This is a genomic window from Pseudoxanthomonas spadix, assembly GCF_003703395.1.
GTDB classification, from domain to species: Bacteria; Pseudomonadota; Gammaproteobacteria; order Xanthomonadales; family Xanthomonadaceae; genus Pseudoxanthomonas_A; species Pseudoxanthomonas_A spadix.
Window position 1 is genome coordinate 346315 of record NZ_RDQN01000002.1, and the last position, 18081, is coordinate 364395.

An 18081-nucleotide genomic window follows, 5' to 3' on the forward strand; every position below is an offset into this window, starting at 1 on the left:
TGCTGCGCAAGGGAGGGGGCGGAGCAGTGGCCGTGGAGCCGGCGCCTGGTGAGCTGGTGGCGATCCTGGAAGCGCTCAAGCGCGCCGGCGCCCTGCGCGCGGAGCTGGAGATCATCCAAGGCTGGGCCTGGCGCAGGCTGCCGGGATCGGCAAGGCCTCTGCCTGCAACATCGAAGCGACCGCTTTTCGCCCCCTCCCTTTTGCGCAGCAAAGGGGAGGGCCGGGGAGGGGTCGCTTTTCGCCGAACTGGCCATCGACCCGTGGCGCGGGTCAGCGCGTCCTTCGGCCGTGGCCGTGCTCCCGCCCGATGCCACCCACCGGCTGCGCCAGGGCCTGGCGATAATGAGGCGTCCTTCCTGGCGCCGCACCCTGCCCATGCGAACGTTCCTGCTCCTGCTCTGTCTGCTGCTGGCTCCGGCCATGCCCGCCTCTGCGGCGGAGCTGCAGGCGCGCGCTGGCGACCTGCTGTTCGTCACCGCCGCCAAGGCCGGCCTGAGCGGCGCCATCGACGATGCCACCGGCAGGCAGGGCCAGGCCAGCTACGACCACGTGGCGCTGGTCGCCCACGACCCGGGCACGGCGATCGTGCTGCATGCCGACGAGGAAGGTTCGCGCCGGCAGACCCTTGCCGCGTTCATGGATGAAGCCAGGGCCCGGCACCGGCAGGTGGTGCTGTACCGCCTCAAGGGCCAAGCGCGTGATGCCATCCCCACTGCGATCCGCCAGGCGCGCACGATGCTTGGCCGGCCGTACAACTTCACCTACGTGCAGGCCGAGGACAGCTACTACTGCTCGGACTTCATCGAACGCGCCTTCCGCGCGCATCACGTGTTCGCGCTGCAGCCAATGAACTTCCAGAATCCTCAGACCGGCCAGATTTCGCCGTACTGGATTGCCTTTTACCGCGACAAGGGCATGGACGTGCCGCAGGACCAGCCCGGCACCAACCCCAACGACATGGCGGCCTCGCCCGCGCTGGAGCGGGTCGGCACGCTGCCCTGAACGCAGTGTGCCGCCATGGTCACGCCTGCCTAACCGCGCCACGCCGATGCTGAAACCCCGACTCAACCCGCGGAGATACAGATGAAACTTTTGCAAATGTTGGCCCTGGGCGCGGCAGGTGTGATCGCCTACAGGCTGTGGAAACAGCGCCAGCCGACGCGTGCGCCAATGACTGACTATGAAATCGACTACGGCGATGCCTCCCCGCCGCACGGCGATGCGCTGCTTGGCACCCGCTCGGCCGAATTCACGCCCGCACCGGTGATCGCCGCCGCGCAATCCAGCCGCGGGTTCGGCGAGACCTGAAGCCGGAGTGAGCCTTCGAAGGGGCGGCCAGGATGACCGCCTCGCAGACGGGCCTGCCCCATCACCGCGTGCTGTTCTGGTTCAGCACCCTGAACGCCTTGCCCCATGCCCAGGAAGGTCGGCGCCGGATTGCAGGCATCGTGGATCAGTCCGACCGATCCGTTCCTTCTGAAATCACTCCTGCAAATCGGATATTCAGACCTTTACCAAGCCGGTTTTCTTCAGCGAACGCACCAGGACATATAGGGCGAGCCACAGCGCCAATCCGGCGATGACAAGTCCGGTGCTTGGCAACGCGCTGGGCCCGGCGACGCGGTACTGGCTCCAGATCTCCGCGGCGGCCAGGGTGACGATAAACACGAAAAACGTGTTGTATTCCTTGAGAAGGACCCGCCGCCAGTTGAAGGTCATTGCTGCCGTTGAGCGTTTCCAGCCTTTCCAGCGCGGCACCCATCGATTCACACGGCGACAATACGCATCGTATTCCTGGCCGAACTTCGCCCTCAAAAAATCCTCCTCTGCCGCCACGATACTGACGTAGGCAAAAATAATGAGCGGGACGAAGATGAGATAGAACGCAAGCGAGTGCATGATCAGCGCCAGGCCCACCGCCATCAGGATGTTGCCGACATAAAGCGGATTGCGACAGTGTGCAAAAACGCCGCCTTCTATCAACTTGTCTGCGTAGACCTGGCGATCCTGGCCGCCCCTTTTGATGTACTCGTAACCGATCGTGACCACACGCAGCGCCTGTCCGCTCAGGCCGACGAGGACGCCGATGATGTCCAGCGCCATGTTCAGGTCAGCCCGGCCCAGCGGATACGAAGGCCGGCCGATGACGGCAGCCAGGATGAACAGCAATGGCGCCAATATGTTCCGATAGCGAAACAGGAATTTTCCGATTTCCTTTGTCATGCGCCATTTCCTCTGCGAGGGTGATCCAGACCTGCCCCCGCAGGCCCTGAAGGGGCGTCGGGGTTGAAGGCTGTTTACTTGATCGCCAGAAAGCCCTCGAAGCACACGTATTTCTGGATCGTCATGATGTCCTGAAATCCCGCCCGCTTGAGCAGGTCGATATTGCCTTGCGTTGAAAACGGCTCCATGACGCCCTTGATGCTCCGGGATTTGTTGATGATTTCCGCTTCACTGAACCCGTTATCGATCTTGAATTCAATGTAGACCTGATTGGCATAGTCCTGGAACCTTCCGTCAGGGGCGCGGACTTTTTCGAACATGAAAAATGCGCCGCCCCAGTTCAATGCCTGATATATATTTTCAATGATTTTCTGCCTGACTCTTGGCGGCATAAACTGGACGGTGTAATTGGCGACCACCATGTCGCAGGGCTGCAGCTCGATATCGAGCGCATTTGCATGGATAAAGGAAAGCCGCGGATCATGCTTTGCAAGACTTGCCGCCTTTTCAACCATGTCCAGCACGGTGTCGATGCCGATCAGGTTCAGCCCCTCTTTCTTCGGGTGTTGCTGCGCCAGCCTGAGCAGCATCTGGCCGGTGGAACAGCCGATATCGTAAACGGTGCTGTCCGGCTTCAGAAAGAAGTCGCTGTAGTGACAGATCAGCCTGTGGCCGCTGGCGTACAGGGGGATCGACTTCTGAATATGGGAATCAAAGCTCTCGCTTATATTCTCGAATGACCACCCTGCATTGTGTTGATTGATGTTTTCGTCAACGGCATTCATTTGGCGGCTTCAAGGTCGAGGCGCAACAGTAGTTGGTGGTGATACCGGTACAGGTGTCGGAAAATTGTAGCTGTGCGTTTGTAGACCTCGAGCGGCGATTGGAACTGGTGTCGTGCGCGCGGGCGCGTGTTGAGACTGGGCGCGATCGGGTCCATGACCTTGTCCCAAAAACGCAGCCGTTTGCGGCGCGGACGTCCGATTGTCATTTTTTTGCAAACTGGATATGGAAAGGGCAGCCAATCCTGCAGCGCACCCTACCCGGCGCCCTTCTCCGCCGCCAGCTGCTCGCGGATCTGCGCGTCGACCGCGGCAATGGCGGTCATGTTCAGCACCCGGCGCGGGGTGGCGCTGCTGGTGAGGATGTGGACCGGCTTGGAGATGCCCATCAGGATCGGGCCGATCGCCACGCCCTCGGTGAACACCCGCACTAGGTTGTAGGCGATGTTGGCCGCTTCCAGGTTGGGCAGCACGAACAGGTTGGCGCGCCCCTTCAGGGTGCTGTTGGGCATGATCTGCCGGCGCAGCGCCTCGTCCCAGGCAGTGTCGCCCTGCATCTCGCCGTCGACGTTGAGGTCCGGCTTGCGCTTGAGCAGCAGCTCGCGCACCGCGCGCATCTTCAACGCGTCCCTGGAGTCGTGGCTGCCGAAGTTGGAGTGCGACAGCAGTGCGATGTTCGGCTCGATGCCGAACAGCTTCAGGCGATAGGCCGCCTGCAGCGTGGCTTCGGCCAGCTGCTCGGCCGTGGGATCGTCCTGCACGTGGGTGTCGACGAAGAAGAACGCGCCCTGCTGGTTGATCACCCCGGTCATGGCCGAGGTGGAGGTCAAGCCCTTTTCCAGCGGGATCACGCTGCGCGCGTAGCCCAGCTTCTTGTGGAAGCGGCCGACGATGCCAGTGAGCATGGCGTCGGCTTCGCCACGGGCCACCATCAGCGCGCCGATCAGGGTCGGGCGCGAGCGCATCAGGTTCTTGGCCGCGGCCACGGTGACGCCCTTGCGTTCGGTCAGCGCGTGGTAGGCCTGCCAGTACTCGTTGAAGCGCGGATCGTCGTGGATGTTGGTGACTTCGTAATCCTTGCCGGCGGTCAGGCGCAGGCCCATGCGGGCGACACGCTGCGCGATGACGTCCGGGCGGCCGATCAGGATCGGGAAGGCCACGCCTTCGTCGACCACCGCCTGCACCGCGCGCAGCACCACTTCCTCCTCGCCTTCGGCATAGACCACGCGCTTGCGCTTGCTGCGCGCCCGGTCGTAGACCGGCTTCATCATCAGGCTGGTGCGATAGACGAACTGGCTCAGCCGCTCGCGGTAGGCGCCCATGTCGGCGATCGGGCGCTCGGCGATGCCCGAGTCCATCGCCGCCTGGGCCACGGCCGAGGACAGCTCCACCAGCAGGCGCGGATCGAGCGGGCGCGGGATCAGGTAATCCGGGCCGAAGCTGGGCGTCTCGCCGCCATAGGCCGTGCCCAGGTCGGAGGCCTCGCGCCGGGCCAGGCCGGCGATGGCCTTGACGCAGGCGACCTTCATCGCCTCGTTGATGCCGGTGGCGCCGCAGTCCAGCGCGCCACGGAACAGATAGGGGAAGCACAGCACGTTGTTGATCTGGTTCGGATAGTCCGAGCGGCCGGTGCCGATGATCGCGTCCGGGCGCGCGGCCCTGGCATCCTCGGGCAGGATTTCCGGGTTCGGATTGGCCAGGGCGAAGATGATCGGCCGGGCGGCCATCGTGCGGACCATGTCCTGGGTCAGGATGCCCGGCGCCGACAGGCCCAGGAAGATGTCCGCGCCTTGGACGATCTGCGCCAGGGTGCGCTTGTCGGTGTCGCGCGCGTAGCGCTGCTTTTCCGGGTCCAGGTCGCTGCGCCCGGTGTGGATCACCCCGTCGCGGTCCAGGGCCAGGATGTTCTCCGGTTTCAGGCCCAGCGAAACCAGCATGTTGACGCAGGAAATGCCGGCCGCGCCCATGCCGGTGGTGGCCAGCCTGACCTCCTCGATCTTCTTGCCGGTGACGATCATGGCGTTGAGCACCGCCGCCCCGACGATGATCGCGGTGCCATGCTGGTCGTCATGGAACACCGGGATGTTCATTTTCTCGCGCAGCGCGCGCTCGACGATGAAGCACTCCGGCGCCTTGATGTCCTCCAGGTTGATCCCGCCGAAGGACGGCTCCAGCGAGGCGATGATCTCCACCAGCCTGTGCGGGTCCTTCTCGTCGATCTCGATGTCGAACACATCGATGCCGGCAAACTTCTGGAACAGCACGCCCTTGCCTTCCATCACCGGCTTGGCCGCCAGTGCGCCGATCTCGCCCAGGCCCAGCACCGCGGTGCCGTTGGTGATCACCGCCACCAGATTGCCGCGCGCGGTGTACCTGCTGGCGGCCTTGGGATCGGCGGCGATTTCCTCGCAGGCAAAGGCCACCCCCGGCGAATACGCCAGGGCCAGGTCGCGCTGGGTGATCATCGGCTTGGTCGCGGTGACCTTGATCTTTCCCGGCGGATGCTGGCTGTGATAGTCCAGGGCGGCTTGTTTGAGGTCTTCTTTGGACATCGGCGGCGAGGCGTCCTGGAAAGCTGGCGAGGGTCGATTCTAGCCCCGCGTCGCTGACCGAACCGGCAGCGGGGGTGCATCTCCCATTTGGCGGCGCGGCCGACAAAGGCGATGTGGGAGCCGCTTCAGCGGCGATGGGCTCTACCGGGAAGGCTCCATCGCCGCTGAAGCGGCTCCCACGGACGCGGTATCGGTTCCCACGACCGACCCGCCAGGGGCTTGTCGGCTGTGGTCGGCCATGGCTCAGCCCCGGATCGGCAGCCGGTCCGGGTCGCTTTCCAGCTTGCCGTCCAGCGCCGCCTTGAGCTGGTCGCGGTCCAGCGCGTTCTCCCAGCGCGAGACCACGATGGTGGCCACCGCGTTGCCGATGAAGTTGGTCAGCGAGCGGCACTCGGACATGAAGCGGTCCACGCCCAGGATCAGCGCCATGCCGGCCACCGGCACTTCCGGCACCACCGACAGCGTGGCCGCCAGGGTGATGAAGCCGGCACCGGTGACGCCGGCGGCGCCCTTGGAGCTGAGCATGGCCACCAGCAGCAGGGTGATCTGCTGGCCCAGGGTCAGCTCGGTGTTGGTCGCCTGGGCGATGAACAGCGCCGCCAGGGTCATGTAGATGTTGGTGCCATCCAGGTTGAACGAGTAGCCGGTCGGCACCACCAGGCCGACCACCGACTTCCTGCAGCCGGCCTGTTCCATCTTTTCCATCAGCGAGGGCAGTGCCGACTCGGAGGAGGAGGTGCCCAGCACCAGCAGCAGCTCGGCCTTGAGGTAGCCGATCAGCTTGAGGATGGAAAAGCCGCACAGGCGCGCCACCAGCCCCAGGATCACCAGCACGAACAGCAGCGAGGTCAGGTAGAAGCTGCCCACCAGCCAGGCCAGGTTGGCCAGCACCGCCAGGCCGTACTTGCCGATGGTGAAGGCGATCGCACCGAAGGCACCGATCGGCGCGGCCTTCATCAGCAGATGGACCAGGCGAAACACCGGGGTGGTCAGCGCGTTGAGCAAATCCAGGACCGGGCGGCCGCGTTCGCCCACCAGCGCCAGCGCGATCCCGAACAGCACCGAGACGAACAGCACCTGCAGGATGTTCTCGCCCACCAACGGGCTGACCAGGGTCTTGGGGATGATGTCCATCAGGAAGCCGGTGACGGTCATCTCGTGGGTCGCGGTGACGTACTCATCGACCTTGCTCTGGTCCAGGTCGGCCACGTTGACGTTCATTCCCGCGCCTGGCTGGACCACGTGCGCCACCACCATGCCCACGATCAGCGCCAGGGTGGAAAAGAACAGGAAATAGATCATCGCCTTGGCAAACACCCGGCCGACACTCTTCAGTTGGGTCATGCCGGCGATGCCGGTGACGATGGTCAGGAAGATCACCGGGCCGATGATCATCTTGACCAGCTTGACGAAGGCATCGCCCAGCGGCTTGAGCGATTCGCCCAGCCGGGGGTCGAAGTAACCGACCAGCACCCCGATGACGATGGCCACGATCACCTGGAAGTACAGGTGCCGGTAGAACGGAAGCGGTCTGGCGGGCGCGAGCCCGGAGTTGGGGACATGCATCTTGGTGGACTCACTGGTGAACGGGCGCGGGCGGCCTGGCGGCATTGCTCACGAAACCGGCGCAACCCAGCCGACGCCGGCACCTTGGTACTAATGACCGGCCCGATGGCAGCGAAGGGTGAAGACGCCGCCGCGCACTTGGCTCTGCCTGGTTGGCCGATCGGGAACTTCTTGCCGCCAACGCGCGCAAATGGCCGCCTCGCCCCTGGCCCGGGCGAGGCGGTGGCCGTGCGCGACCTTTCGGAACGCCTCACCCGGCGCGGGCATCCCTGGACAGCACCGGGCCGACATGGAGCCTGACCGTTTCCCGGCCAGGCCCCGTGTGGTGGCGATCTGCCGGTTGCACACGGCTTGGTGATGGTCGGATCTGCCCTGCGCCAGACCGCGCCAGGGCGCTACCAGGTCACGCTCAACACCCGCCATCGCCCCAGCCACGCATTCTGGGTCGAGGCGATGGATGGCCAGGGCAAGGTGCTGGCCCAGCATTGGGCGCTGCCCGATCCGACCGGCCGCATCGAGATGCAGCTGGAGCTTGAGCGGGAAGTGGACGACATCCAGATCCGTGCCTGGCTCGGTTCGCCGGACGACATCTCGGTGGCCGACGGGGTCGCGCTGGTGAAGACCCGTGGCCCGGCGGGGAACTCCTAGCAGCCCGTCGGGCTTTGGTCGGCCGGGGACTGCACTGGCAGCGGTGGCTTGCTGGCCTTCGCCGCGGCCATGGTGCGGGCATGCGCTGACGAGCTGCACGGCCTGCAAGGCCTGCACCCGGAAATCTACGTGCGCGTGCGCCAGGCGGCAAGGCGCGGAACAAGGCTTGCGCCCTGTTCGTGCACAACAGCGGGGGCGCGCGCCTGCCATGAAGACGCGCAACGCGCGCCGCGCAACCGATCAGGTGCTGCCGCGGTGTTTGCCCATCCACGGGGCATACCAGGCGCGGATCGCGGCCATGTCGGCCTCGGCATCGCCGGTGGGATGGAACAACGGCCCCAGCCCGACGATTTTCTCCGGGTAGTGGAAGTAGGCCAGCAGGATCGGCACCTGGGCGCTGACGGCGATCTTGTAGAAGCCGCTCTTCCACTTCTCCACGCGCTTGCGCGTTCCTTCCGGGGTGACCACGAACCAGATGCGCGGGGCGGCGCGAATGGCGTCCACCGCCTGGCGCACCACGCCGCCGGCGTTGGCGCGGTCCACCGGGATCGCGCCCAGCCGGCGCAGCAGCGGTCCCAGCGGCCACCAGAACAGCTGGGCCTTGCCCAGCACCTTGACCTCGAAGCCGCAGGCGATCTTGACCGCCATGCCCCACAGCCCGTCCCAGTTGGACGAGTGCGGCGCCACGATCATCACCAGCTTGGGCACGTCGGGCAGCTCGCCGGCGATGCGCCAGCCGCACAGGCGCAGCAGGCTGCGCCCGCACCAGCGGGTGAAGCGGTTGGGCTTCACCCGGGGCATGTTGGGCGGGGCAACCGGGATCTGGCCGGGCGGCCGTGGCGTGGGCTCAGTCCCAGTCACGGGTGTTCCGGTTGCGCTTGACCTGGCTGCGGGTCTTCTTGGCATCGAGCCGGCGCAGCCTGGAGGCCCGCGTGGGCCGGGTGGCGACCCGCGGCTTGGGCACCGACAGGCCCTGGGCGATGATCTGCGCCAGCCGCTCGCGAGCATCCTGGCGGTTGCGGTCCTGGGTGCGGAAGCGCTGGGCCTCGATCACCAGCACGCCTTCATCGGTGAGCCTGCGGTCGCGCCGGGCCAGCAGGCGGCTGCGCAGCAGCTCGGGCAGCGAGGGCGAGCCGGCCACGTCGAAGCGCAGCTCCACCGCGGTGGCGACCTTGTTGACGTTCTGTCCGCCCGCACCGCTGGCGCGCACGAAACGCTCGACCAGTTCGTCGTCGGGGATCGTCAGCTGGGGCGTGATCTGCAGGGAGCCGGCGGCCATGGGCCGGCATTGTAGGGGATCGGCGTGGCTACCCACGGCTGACCACTGCGACCATTTAGTGAAATTTTTACACGGCGCACGCGCCACCTCGGCACCATCGCCTGCCTCGCTTCACGCTCGAGCTGCGCATGCCATATCCCCGATTCGCACCTGTCCTGCTGCTGATGTCCCTGATGGCTGCGATCGCCCCGCCCGCGCTGGCCCGCGAACCCACCGACGAGGAGATCGAGCGCCTGCTCACCGCCTCGCGCGCGCAGAGCATGCTGGCGGGCATCCAGCCGCAGGTGGAAGCCATGCAGCGCGAGCAGTTCGCCCAGCTGACCCAGGGCAAGACCCTCAGCCCCGAACAGCAGGCCGAGATCCAGCAGATCCAGCTGAAGACCTCCAACATCGTGCGCCAGGCGCTGGCCTGGGAATCGATGCGCCCGGTGTACCTGGACGTGTATCGCAAGACCTTCGACGACGACGACGTCAAGGCGATGACCAGGTTCTACGAGTCCAGGGCCGGCCAGCACCTGCTCGACCGGACCCCGGTGATGATGCAGACCCTGATGGTGGCCATCCAGCAGAAGATGATCCCGCAGCTGGAAGCCCTGCAGGCCGAGGTCAAGACCGTCTCGGCCGAGCCGCTCCCGGCCCCGCCGGTATCGCCGCCGGAAGCGCGCAAGAAGCCGGCGACCAGCAGCACCAGAAAGAAGTCCACCAGCAGCAAGAAGTCCTCGTCCAGCAAGTCAGGCACGGCCACCAAGACGACCACCCCCCAGAAGGAGCCCTGACCGGCGGTCAGGCTTCCAGCTGCGCGCGCCGCGGCAGCGTCCAGTCCACCGCGCCCAGCCCGTGGCGTTCCAGGTACTGGTTGGCCTGGGAGAAATGCCGGCAGCCCAGGAACCCGCGATGCGCCGACAGCGGCGAGGGATGCGGCGCCTTGAGCAGCCGGTGCCGGGCGGGATCGATGACCTTGCCCTTGGCCTGCGCATAGCTGCCCCACAACATGAACACCAGGTGTTCGCGCTCGGCCGCCAGGGCCTGGATCACCTGGTCGGTGAAGCCCTCCCAGCCCTTGCCCCGGTGTGCGCCGGGGCGGCCTTCCTCGACCGTCAGCACCGCGTTGAGCAGCAGCACGCCACGCCGCGCCCACGGGCTCAGGCAGCCGTGGTCGGGTGGCGCAACCCCGACGTCGCTGGCCAGTTCCTTGTAGATGTTCTGCAGCGATGGCGGCACCGGCACGCCCGGCGGCACCGAGAAGCACAGCCCGTGCGCCTGGCCGGCGCCGTGGTAGGGGTCCTGGCCCAGGATCACCACCTTGACCTTGTCGAAGGGCGTGGCCTCGAAGGCCGCGAAGATCTGCGGCCCCGGCGGAAACACGTGCACGCCGGCCGCCTTGCTCTGGCGCAGGAACGCCGACAGCTGCTGCATCTCCGGCCGCAGCAGCCAATCGCCCACCCGCGCCTTCCACGACGGCTCAAGCTGGATGCGGGGTTCGGGATCGGACATGGCAGCACGCGTTGGCAAGAACAGTCGGCCAGCATGCCGCGATGTGCGCGTCAGGTCACCCGCCGCGCCGTGGGTGATGCGATCGGCACGGCAGGAACAGCTCACTCACGCCGCCGGCGCGAGCGCCTGCAGCGTGGCCATGTCCCAGCGCGGGGTGACCTTGACCTGGGCGTCGTCGTGCTGGCCGGCTTGCAGGCGCAGGGCGCCGGCGAAGGCGATCATCGCGCCGTTGTCGGTGCACAGCGCCGGGCGCGGGAAGCACACCCGGCCGCCGTGGCGCGCGGCCGATTCGTGCAGCCTGGCGCGCAGGCGCTGGTTGGCGCCGACCCCGCCGGCCACCACCAGCACCTTGCTGCCGGCGGCCTCCAGCGCGCGCTGGCACTTGATCACCAGGGTGTCCACCACCGCATCCTCGAAGCCACGGGCGATGTCGCGGCGGGTCGCATCGGACTGGTCGCTGTCTCGCCAGGCCAGCAGCACCTGGGTCTTGAGCCCGGAAAAGCTGAAATCCAGCCCCGGCCGGTCGGTCATGGGGCGGGCGAACCTGTACCGGCCCGGCGTGCCCTGCTCGGCCAGCGCCGCCAGCTGCGGACCGCCCGGATACGGCAGGCCCATCATCTTGGCGGTCTTGTCGAAGGCTTCGCCGGCCGCATCGTCCAGGGTCTGGCCCAGCAGCCGGTAGCGGCCGATCTGCTCGACGGCCACCAGCTGGGTGTGGCCGCCGGACACCAGCAGCGCCACGAACGGCGCCTGTGGCGGGTCGTCCTCCATCAGCGGCGCCAGCAGGTGGCCTTCCATGTGGTGCACGCCCAGCGCCGGCAGGTCCAGCGCCCAGGCCAGCGCCCGCGCCACGCCGGCGCCGACCAACAGCGCCCCGACCAGGCCGGGACCTGCGGTGTAGGCCACCCCGTCCAGATCGCGCGCGTGCAGACCGGCCTGGTCCAGGGTCTGGCGGATCAACGGCAGCAGCTTGCGCACGTGGTCGCGACTGGCCAGTTCCGGCACCACCCCGCCGTAGCGGGCGTGCAGGGCGATCTGGCTGTACACCGCGTGGGCGCGCAGCCCGGCCGCGCCGGCCAGGGCCGTGTCGTAGACGGCCACGCCGGTTTCGTCGCAGGAGGTTTCGATGCCGAGCACGCGCATAAAGCTAAGGAATGAGTGGGGGGAGAAGTGAGAACCGAGGGGCAGGAGCAAAGGCCGGGCCGAAGCAGGCTTGCATGTGGGGCGGGAGGCTGGCTATCATACGCGGCTCACCGGGTCGAAGCCCGGTCTTTTGTGTCCGGAGAATCCATGCCCAGCGTCAAAGTCCGCGAAAACGAGCCTTTTGAATTTGCGCTCCGTCGCTTCAAGCGCACCTGCGAGAAGGCCGGTGTCCTGGCCGAAACCCGCAAGCGCGAGTTTTACGAAAAGCCGACCCAGGAACGCAAGCGCAAGGCCGCCGCCGCGGTGAAGCGCCAGCTGCGTCGCTCCTCGCGCGACGTCACCAAGCGCCAGCGCCTGTACTGAGCGCAGGCAGGTCGCCCCACCGGTAGCTGCGCTGCGCAGCAGGCAGGTGGGGGCTGCGACCAGGAGCCGGCACGCGCGAGCGTCGCCGGCTTTTTGTCGTTCCTCACGTTCATTAAAAAATGGTTCCCCGCACTCCCACGCACGGCGCGCACGCGCGGTGCATTTCCTATCCGGAAAGCCCATGAGCCTCAAAGCACGCCTCACCGATGACATGAAGATCGCCATGAAGGCCGGCGAGAAACAGCGCCTGGGCGTGATCCGCCTGATCAATGCGGCCATCAAGCAGCGCGAGGTGGACGAGCGCACCGAGCTGGACGATGCGGCCGTGCTGGCGGTGCTGGAGAAGATGGTCAAGCAGCGCAAGGACTCGGTCAGCCAGTATGCAGCGGCCGGCCGCGAGGACCTGGCCGCCATCGAACGCGCCGAGATCGAGGTGATCCAGGCCTACCTGCCGGCTCAGCTGGACCAGGCCGCGATCGAGACGGCCATCGAGGCGGCCATCGCCCAGACCGGCGCCAGCAGCCCGGCCGACATCGGCAAGCTGATGGCCGTGCTCAAGCCGCAGCTGGCCGGCCAGGCCGACATGGGCCTGGTGTCCAGGCTGATCAAGCAGAAGCTGGCCGGCTGACACCTCGCCGCGGGCCGACGCGCTGCTGCTGGCGGCAGCAAGCACGGCACGCGCGTTTCCAAGGCAACAGCGCATGGTCGCAGGGTGCAGGCGGCAACACGCAATCTGAACTTCGCGCTCACTGCATGGTGACGCCGCACCGGGGCATGCTCGGGCGTGTTCTCCATCGATGGCGCATCCGTGCAGCTGCCTTCCGCCGACAAATTGCAGCGACGCCTCAACAGCCTGCAGCAGAGCCTGCCGGTGGCGATGGCCAGGCGCTTTTCCGACAGCGACCTGATGACCCAGGCCGCCGCGCTGGCGTTCTATGCCCTGTTGTCGCTGGCGCCGCTGCTGGTGCTGCTGCTGTGGCTGACTGCCTCGGCCTACCCTTCGGCCCAGGATGCGTTGATGGACCAGATCGGCACGCTGGCGGGCAATGAGGCGCGCGGCGTGGCCCAGGCGGTGCTGGACAACGCCAAGGCGCGGCCCAGCCTCGGCTCGCTGGCCGGGATCTGGAGCACGCTGCTGCTGTTCTTCGGCGCCACGGCGGTGTTCGCGCGGCTGCAGGCGGCGCTGAACCTGATCTTTTCCACCGATGCCCAGGAGCTGGGCGGCGGCCTGCTGGCCTGGCTGAAGAAGCGCGTGTTTTCCTTTGGCGTGGTGCTGGCGCTGGGCTTTGTGCTGCTGGTGTCGATGCTGGCCAGCACCGCGGTGCAGGTGCTCTTCGCCAACGTGCCCTCGCTGCTGCCGGTCCTGGGCAACGCGGTGACGTTGGCGCTGTACATCTTGGCCTTCGGCTTCCTGTACCGATATCTGCCCGATCGCACCGTGGAATGGCGCCAGGCGTTGCTGGGCGGGGCGATCACCGCCGGGCTGTTCATCCTGGGCCGCTATGCGATTGGCCTGTACCTGGTCCGGACCGAACCGGGCAGCGCGTACGGCTCGATGGGCGCGCTGGTGATCATGCTGGTGTGGATCTACTACGCCACGGTGGTGTTCTTTGTCGGCGCGCTGATCACCGCAGTGATCGACGAGCGCGTCGATGCCCACGCCGCACGCAAGCAGGCCCGGCTGGCCGCAGAGCGCGGGCAGCACGAAGGCCCGCCGGGCGCGTTGGATCCGGATCGGGACGACCTGCCGGCGCAAGGCCTGGCCGCGCAGCAGCACGATCCCGCGCCGCGCACCTGAAATCCCTGGGCCCATGCGTGGCTTGACCGGCATGGCATCCTAGCTGCCTGCCATGGCCCGCATCCCCGACGCATTCATCGATGACCTGCTTGCCCGCACCGACATCGTCGAGGTGGTCGGCGCGCGCGTGCCATTGAAGAAACAGGGCAAGGAATACTCGGCGCGCTGCCCGTTCCACGACGAGCGTTCGGCTTCGTTCACCGTCTCGCCGACCAAGCAGTTCTATCACTGCTTCGGCTGCGGCGCGCATGGCACGGCGATCAGCTTCCTGATGAATTACGACCGCCTGGAGTTCCTGGACGCAGTCGATGAACTGGCCAGGCGCGCCGGCATGGAGGTGCCGCGCGAAGCGGTCCAACATCAGCAGAACCAGGACAGCCGCGACCTGTATGCGGTCCTTGACGCCAGCGCCAGGTTTTTCCAGCGCCAACTCGCCGGCAGCGACAAGGCTAGGGCCTACCTGGAGGCGCGCGGCGTGGATGAAGCCACCCGCACGCTGTTCGGCATCGGCTACGCGCCCGACGGCTATTCGGCGCTGAAGGATGCGCTGGGGTCCGATGCCCGCCGCATCCAGCTGCTCGAGCGCGGCGGCATGTTCTCCAGGAACGAGCGCGGCCATGTCTATGACAAGTTCCGCGACCGGGTGATGTTCCCGATCGCCGACCGGCGCGGGCGCACGATCGCCTTCGGCGGCCGCGTGCTGGACAAGCAAGACGGCCCCAAGTACCTCAACAGCCCCGAGACCCCGCTGTTCCACAAGGGCCGCGAGCTGTACGGCCTGTGGCAGGTGCGCCAGGTCAACCAGAAGATCGACAGGCTGGTGGTGGTGGAGGGCTACATGGATGTGGTCAGCCTGTTCCAGTTCGGCGTCACCTGTGCGGTGGCCACCCTGGGCACGGCGACCACGCCGGATCATGCCGAACTGCTGTTCCGCAATGCCGCCGACGTGTACTTCTGCTTCGATGGCGACGCGGCCGGCCAGCGCGCCGGCTGGCGGGCGCTGGAATCGGTGCTGCCGCGGATGAAGGACGGGCGCCAGGCGTTGTTCCTGTTCCTGCCCAACGGCGAGGACCCGGACAGCATCGTGCGCAAGGAAGGCGCCGAAGGTTTCGCCGCGCGTCTGGCCCAAGCCACGCCGCTGTCGCAATTCTTCTTCGACGAACTGTCCAAGGAGATCAACCTGGGCACGCTCGACGGCAAGGCGCGCCTGGCGGAAAAGGCCAAGCCGTTGCTGGCGCAGATTCCCGAGGGGGCGTTCGGCGATCTGATGCGCGCGCAGCTGACCCGGATCACCGGGGTGGGCGCCAACCCGCCGCCGGCGCCGCGCCGCGTGCCACCGCGCGGCACCGCCCGTGGCCCGCAGCAGCGGCCCAGCCTGGTGCGCAGCGCGATCGTGCGCGTGCTGCATGCGCCGTCGCTGGCGCTGGACGTGCCCACGCCCTACACCTTCGCCGGCCTGCGCCAGCCCGGGGTGGAACTGCTGACCGAGCTGCTGGACATCATCCGCACGCGCCCGGACATCACCCCCGGCGCGCTGCTGGAGCACTTCGCCGAGCGCGAGGAACTGCCTGCGCTGCAGCAGCTGATGATCCACGACCTGCCCGGCGAGGAACCGGCCTGGCGCCAGGAGCTGCACGATGCGGTGATCCAGTTGGAGAAGCAGACCCTGCAGCAGCGCCTGGACGAATTGCTGGCCAAGCAGCGCGCCCAGGGTCTGGACGAAACCGACAAGTACGAGCTGCGCGAGCTGCTGAAGATTCGCGCCGGCGGGCATTGAGCATGATGGTGACGACGCTTCCCTTCTCCCCTCGGGAGAAGGTGCCCCGTAGGGGCGGATGAGGGTCCGGCGAAACCAACGACGCTTGCACCTGCACGGACTCCGCCAGACCCTCACCCCAACCCCTCTCCCGGTGGGAGAGGGGCTCAAGCGACCGCGCGCGGTGCCCAGGGAGCTCAAGACGCGCGCCATACATGGCCTATGCCACCAGACAAGGCGCATTCGGCGGCGCCCCGTTAAGCTGCACTTCCTGCATCTGCAACGCGATCTGCCGTGAACCTGCTCAAGCGCCTGCGCATCGATCCTTTCACCCTGACCCTGCTGGGCACCGTGCTGCTGGCTTCGCTGCTGCCGGTCCATGGCACCGCGGCGGTGTGGATGGACCACATCACCGACATCGCCATCGCCGCGCTGTTCTTCCTGCATGGTGCGCGGCTGTCGCGCGAGGCGGTGCTGGCCGGGGCGCTGCACTGGCGCCTGCACGTGACGATCCTGGCGTGCACCTTCGTGCTGTTTCCGCTGCTGGGCCTGGCCCTGCATCCGCTGGCCAGCCACCTGCTCACGCCGGGACTGGCGCTGGGATTGCTGTTCCTGTGTGCGCTGCCGTCCACGGTGCAGTCCTCGATCGCCTTCACATCCATGGCCGGCGGCAACGTGCCGGCGGCGGTGGTCTCGGCCTCGGTCTCGAGCCTGCTGGGCGTGTTCCTGACCCCGGTGATCCTGGCCCTGATCGCCGGTGGCCAGGGTGCGATGGGCAGTCCGCTGGAATCGATCGGCAAGATCCTGCTGCAACTGCTGGTGCCGTTCGTGGCCGGTCACCTGCTGCGGCCGTGGATCGGCGGCTGGGTGGCGCGGCGGCGCGCGATCCTGCGCTACACCGACCAGGGCACCATCCTGCTGGTGGTCTACACCGCCTTCAGCGCGGCGGTGAGCGAAGGCCTGTGGCGCGACACGCCGCTGCGGTCGCTGCTGGCCGTGGTGGTGCTGGCGGCGCTGCTGCTGGGCGTGGCGATGACGCTGGTCGCCTTCCTGGCCCGGCGCCTGGGCTTCGAGCGCGCCGACCAGATCGCCATCGTGTTCTGCGGCTCCAAGAAGAGCCTGGCCACCGGCGTGCCGATGGCCAAGGTGATGTTCGCCAGCAGTGCGCTGGGCGCGATCGTGCTGCCGGTGATGATCTACCACCAGCTCCAGCTGATCGTGTGCGCGGTGGTCGCCCAGCGCTACGCGCGCCAGTAGGGCGGGTCTTGACCCGCCACCGCGATGCCCGTTGAACCATGCCTGGCGGGTCAAGACCCGCCCTACGCGAACAGTTCGAACTGGCCCAGGTTTTCCGGTGTGATCAGGCGGAACCGAGTGCGGCCTTCCGGCGCCTGCTCCAGCTCCTCGTTGGCATGCAGCAGGTGCTGCAGGCCGGACAGCACCTGGCCTTCCGGGTCCTGGTCCAGGGTGGCGGCCATGTCGCCGGCACGCAGCAGGTCGGCGTGCTCGCGGGTGGCCTCGTGGCCGATCCACACCGGCGAGGTGGCCAGCGGATGCCGGCGCAGCGCGCGGCGGATGCCGGCCGAGGCCGAACCGGTGTTGTAGATGGCCACGATGTCGTGGTGGTGGCGCAGCGCATCGTGCAGCTGGGCGTAGGCGCGTTCGACATCGTCGAACATCTCCACCGGCGGCAGCGGGTCCAGGTGCGGGAACTGCTCGGTCACGATCTGGGTGAAGCCTTCCACCCGCTCGATGTGGGCGCGGAATTCCATCGAACTCACCGCGATCCAGACCTTGCCGGCGCTGCGGGTGAAGCGCCCGGCCAGGTAGCCGGCGGTGCGTCCGGCCAGGGTGTTGTCGATGCCCACGTAGGCCAGCCGCTGGACCCCGGTGATGTCCGAGGACAGGGTCACCACCGGCGTGCCGGCCGCGTTGACCACGTGCAGGGCCTGGCGGATGCGCTCGCTGTCGCGGGCCACGATCAGCAGGCCGTGGCGCGGATACGGCGGTTGTTCCAGGAACTGCGCCAGGCGCTCGTCGTCGCGCTCGCCCCAGGCGCTGCGATGCACGGTCACGCGCGGACCGATCAGGCCCGAATAGCGCTCCAGCGCGTTGTTGATGCGGCGAAAATGGGCCACCTCGCTGTGTACCAGCACCACGTCGAAATGCAGCACGCCGTGGCGCACGTCCGGCAGCAGCCGGTTGGTGCCCAGGCGCTTGGCCGCCTCGACCACCCTGCGGCGCAGGCTCTCGGACACGCTGCCGCGCTCGTTGAGCACGCGGTCCACGGTGCTGGGGCTGACCCCGGCCTCGAGCGCGATCTCGGTGAAACGGGGGCTGCGTTTGGTGCGGCGGCGCTCTGCGCTCATGGCAACGGGATCGGCGGAAAGGAAGGGCCTGCAGTGGCCCGGCGCGGCGCTGCCCGGCACATCGCCCGGTGCCGCAGCCGCGATGCAACGTGCATGCGCCGCGGCGGG

General features: G+C 67.3%; 18 protein-coding genes. 9 read left to right on the forward strand and 9 right to left on the reverse strand.

The window, feature by feature from the left end; genetic code table 11:
• Positions 1-375 precede the first annotated feature (375 nt).
• Positions 376-1002, forward strand: a complete 627-nt coding sequence (locus D9R12_RS04190) for a YiiX/YebB-like N1pC/P60 family cysteine hydrolase (protein WP_122228801.1) — start codon at positions 376-378, stop codon at positions 1000-1002.
• An 81-nt stretch (positions 1003-1083) separates the two neighbouring features.
• Positions 1084-1308, forward strand: a complete 225-nt coding sequence (locus D9R12_RS04195) for a hypothetical protein (protein WP_147475045.1) — start codon at positions 1084-1086, stop codon at positions 1306-1308.
• A gap of 195 nt (positions 1309-1503) precedes the next feature.
• On the opposite strand, the gene D9R12_RS04200 is transcribed toward D9R12_RS04195, so the two are convergent.
• From D9R12_RS04200 to D9R12_RS04215, 4 genes are all read right to left on the reverse strand, one after another.
• Positions 1504-2223, reverse strand: coding sequence for a methyltransferase family protein (locus D9R12_RS04200; RefSeq protein WP_122228348.1), 720 nt, complete (start codon positions 2221-2223; stop codon positions 1504-1506).
• Between the two features lie 74 nt (positions 2224-2297).
• Positions 2298-3008, reverse strand: coding sequence for a methyltransferase domain-containing protein (locus tag D9R12_RS04205; protein ID WP_122228350.1), 711 nt, complete (start codon positions 3006-3008; stop codon positions 2298-2300).
• Between the two features lie 254 nt (positions 3009-3262).
• Complete coding sequence (locus tag D9R12_RS04210) at positions 3263-5557, reverse strand: NADP-dependent malic enzyme (protein ID WP_122228353.1); 2295 nt, start codon at positions 5555-5557, stop codon at positions 3263-3265.
• 243 nt (positions 5558-5800) lie between these two features.
• Complete coding sequence (locus D9R12_RS04215; protein WP_122228803.1) at positions 5801-7123, reverse strand: dicarboxylate/amino acid:cation symporter; 1323 nt, start codon at positions 7121-7123, stop codon at positions 5801-5803.
• A 357-nt stretch (positions 7124-7480) separates the two neighbouring features.
• Here D9R12_RS04215 and D9R12_RS04220 point away from each other — a divergent pair, with 357 nt between their 5' ends.
• A complete protein-coding gene (locus D9R12_RS04220) occupies positions 7481-7771 on the forward strand; it encodes a hypothetical protein (protein ID WP_122228356.1) in 291 nt (96 codons plus the stop codon).
• Positions 7772-8011: 240 nt separating this feature from the next.
• Here D9R12_RS04220 and D9R12_RS04225 read toward each other — a convergent pair whose 3' ends face one another.
• Together D9R12_RS04225 and arfB are read right to left on the reverse strand one after the other, a co-directional pair.
• A complete protein-coding gene (locus tag D9R12_RS04225) occupies positions 8012-8572 on the reverse strand; it encodes a lysophospholipid acyltransferase family protein (protein WP_122228359.1) in 561 nt (186 codons plus the stop codon).
• 46 nt (positions 8573-8618) lie between these two features.
• Entirely contained in the window at positions 8619-9050 is a 432-nt protein-coding gene (gene arfB / locus D9R12_RS04230) for an alternative ribosome rescue aminoacyl-tRNA hydrolase ArfB (RefSeq protein ID WP_122228361.1), read from the reverse strand.
• 128 nt (positions 9051-9178) lie between these two features.
• Between arfB and D9R12_RS04235 the strand changes: the two genes are divergently transcribed.
• Positions 9179-9826, forward strand: a complete 648-nt coding sequence (locus D9R12_RS04235) for a DUF2059 domain-containing protein (protein ID WP_014161862.1) — start codon at positions 9179-9181, stop codon at positions 9824-9826.
• Between the two features lie 7 nt (positions 9827-9833).
• Here D9R12_RS04235 and ung read toward each other — a convergent pair whose 3' ends face one another.
• The gene (ung, locus tag D9R12_RS04240; protein WP_122228363.1) at positions 9834-10544 is read right to left on the reverse strand and encodes a uracil-DNA glycosylase; all 711 of its coding nucleotides are present in this window, start codon (positions 10542-10544) and stop codon (positions 9834-9836) included.
• Between the two features lie 105 nt (positions 10545-10649).
• Positions 10650-11687 (reverse strand): tRNA (adenosine(37)-N6)-threonylcarbamoyltransferase complex transferase subunit TsaD, encoded by a 1038-nt coding sequence (tsaD, locus tag D9R12_RS04245; protein ID WP_122228366.1) that lies wholly within the window; start codon positions 11685-11687, stop codon positions 10650-10652.
• A 147-nt stretch (positions 11688-11834) separates the two neighbouring features.
• Here tsaD and rpsU point away from each other — a divergent pair, with 147 nt between their 5' ends.
• From rpsU to D9R12_RS04270, 5 genes are all read left to right on the forward strand, one after another.
• A complete protein-coding gene (gene rpsU, locus D9R12_RS04250; RefSeq protein ID WP_002808376.1) occupies positions 11835-12050 on the forward strand; it encodes a 30S ribosomal protein S21 in 216 nt (71 codons plus the stop codon).
• Between the two features lie 181 nt (positions 12051-12231).
• On the forward strand, positions 12232-12678 hold the full coding sequence (locus D9R12_RS04255; protein ID WP_122228369.1) for a GatB/YqeY domain-containing protein: 447 nt from the start codon (positions 12232-12234) through the stop codon (positions 12676-12678).
• Positions 12679-12834: 156 nt separating this feature from the next.
• Entirely contained in the window at positions 12835-13848 is a 1014-nt protein-coding gene (locus tag D9R12_RS04260; protein ID WP_122228372.1) for a YihY/virulence factor BrkB family protein, read from the forward strand.
• Positions 13849-13900: 52 nt separating this feature from the next.
• The gene (gene dnaG / locus D9R12_RS04265; protein ID WP_122228375.1) at positions 13901-15625 is read left to right on the forward strand and encodes a DNA primase; all 1725 of its coding nucleotides are present in this window, start codon (positions 13901-13903) and stop codon (positions 15623-15625) included.
• A gap of 273 nt (positions 15626-15898) precedes the next feature.
• On the forward strand, positions 15899-16861 hold the full coding sequence (locus D9R12_RS04270; protein ID WP_122228378.1) for a bile acid:sodium symporter family protein: 963 nt from the start codon (positions 15899-15901) through the stop codon (positions 16859-16861).
• Positions 16862-16923: 62 nt separating this feature from the next.
• On the opposite strand, the gene D9R12_RS04275 is transcribed toward D9R12_RS04270, so the two are convergent.
• On the reverse strand, positions 16924-17973 hold the full coding sequence (locus tag D9R12_RS04275; protein WP_014161876.1) for a LacI family DNA-binding transcriptional regulator: 1050 nt from the start codon (positions 17971-17973) through the stop codon (positions 16924-16926).
• Positions 17974-18081 lie beyond the last annotated feature (108 nt).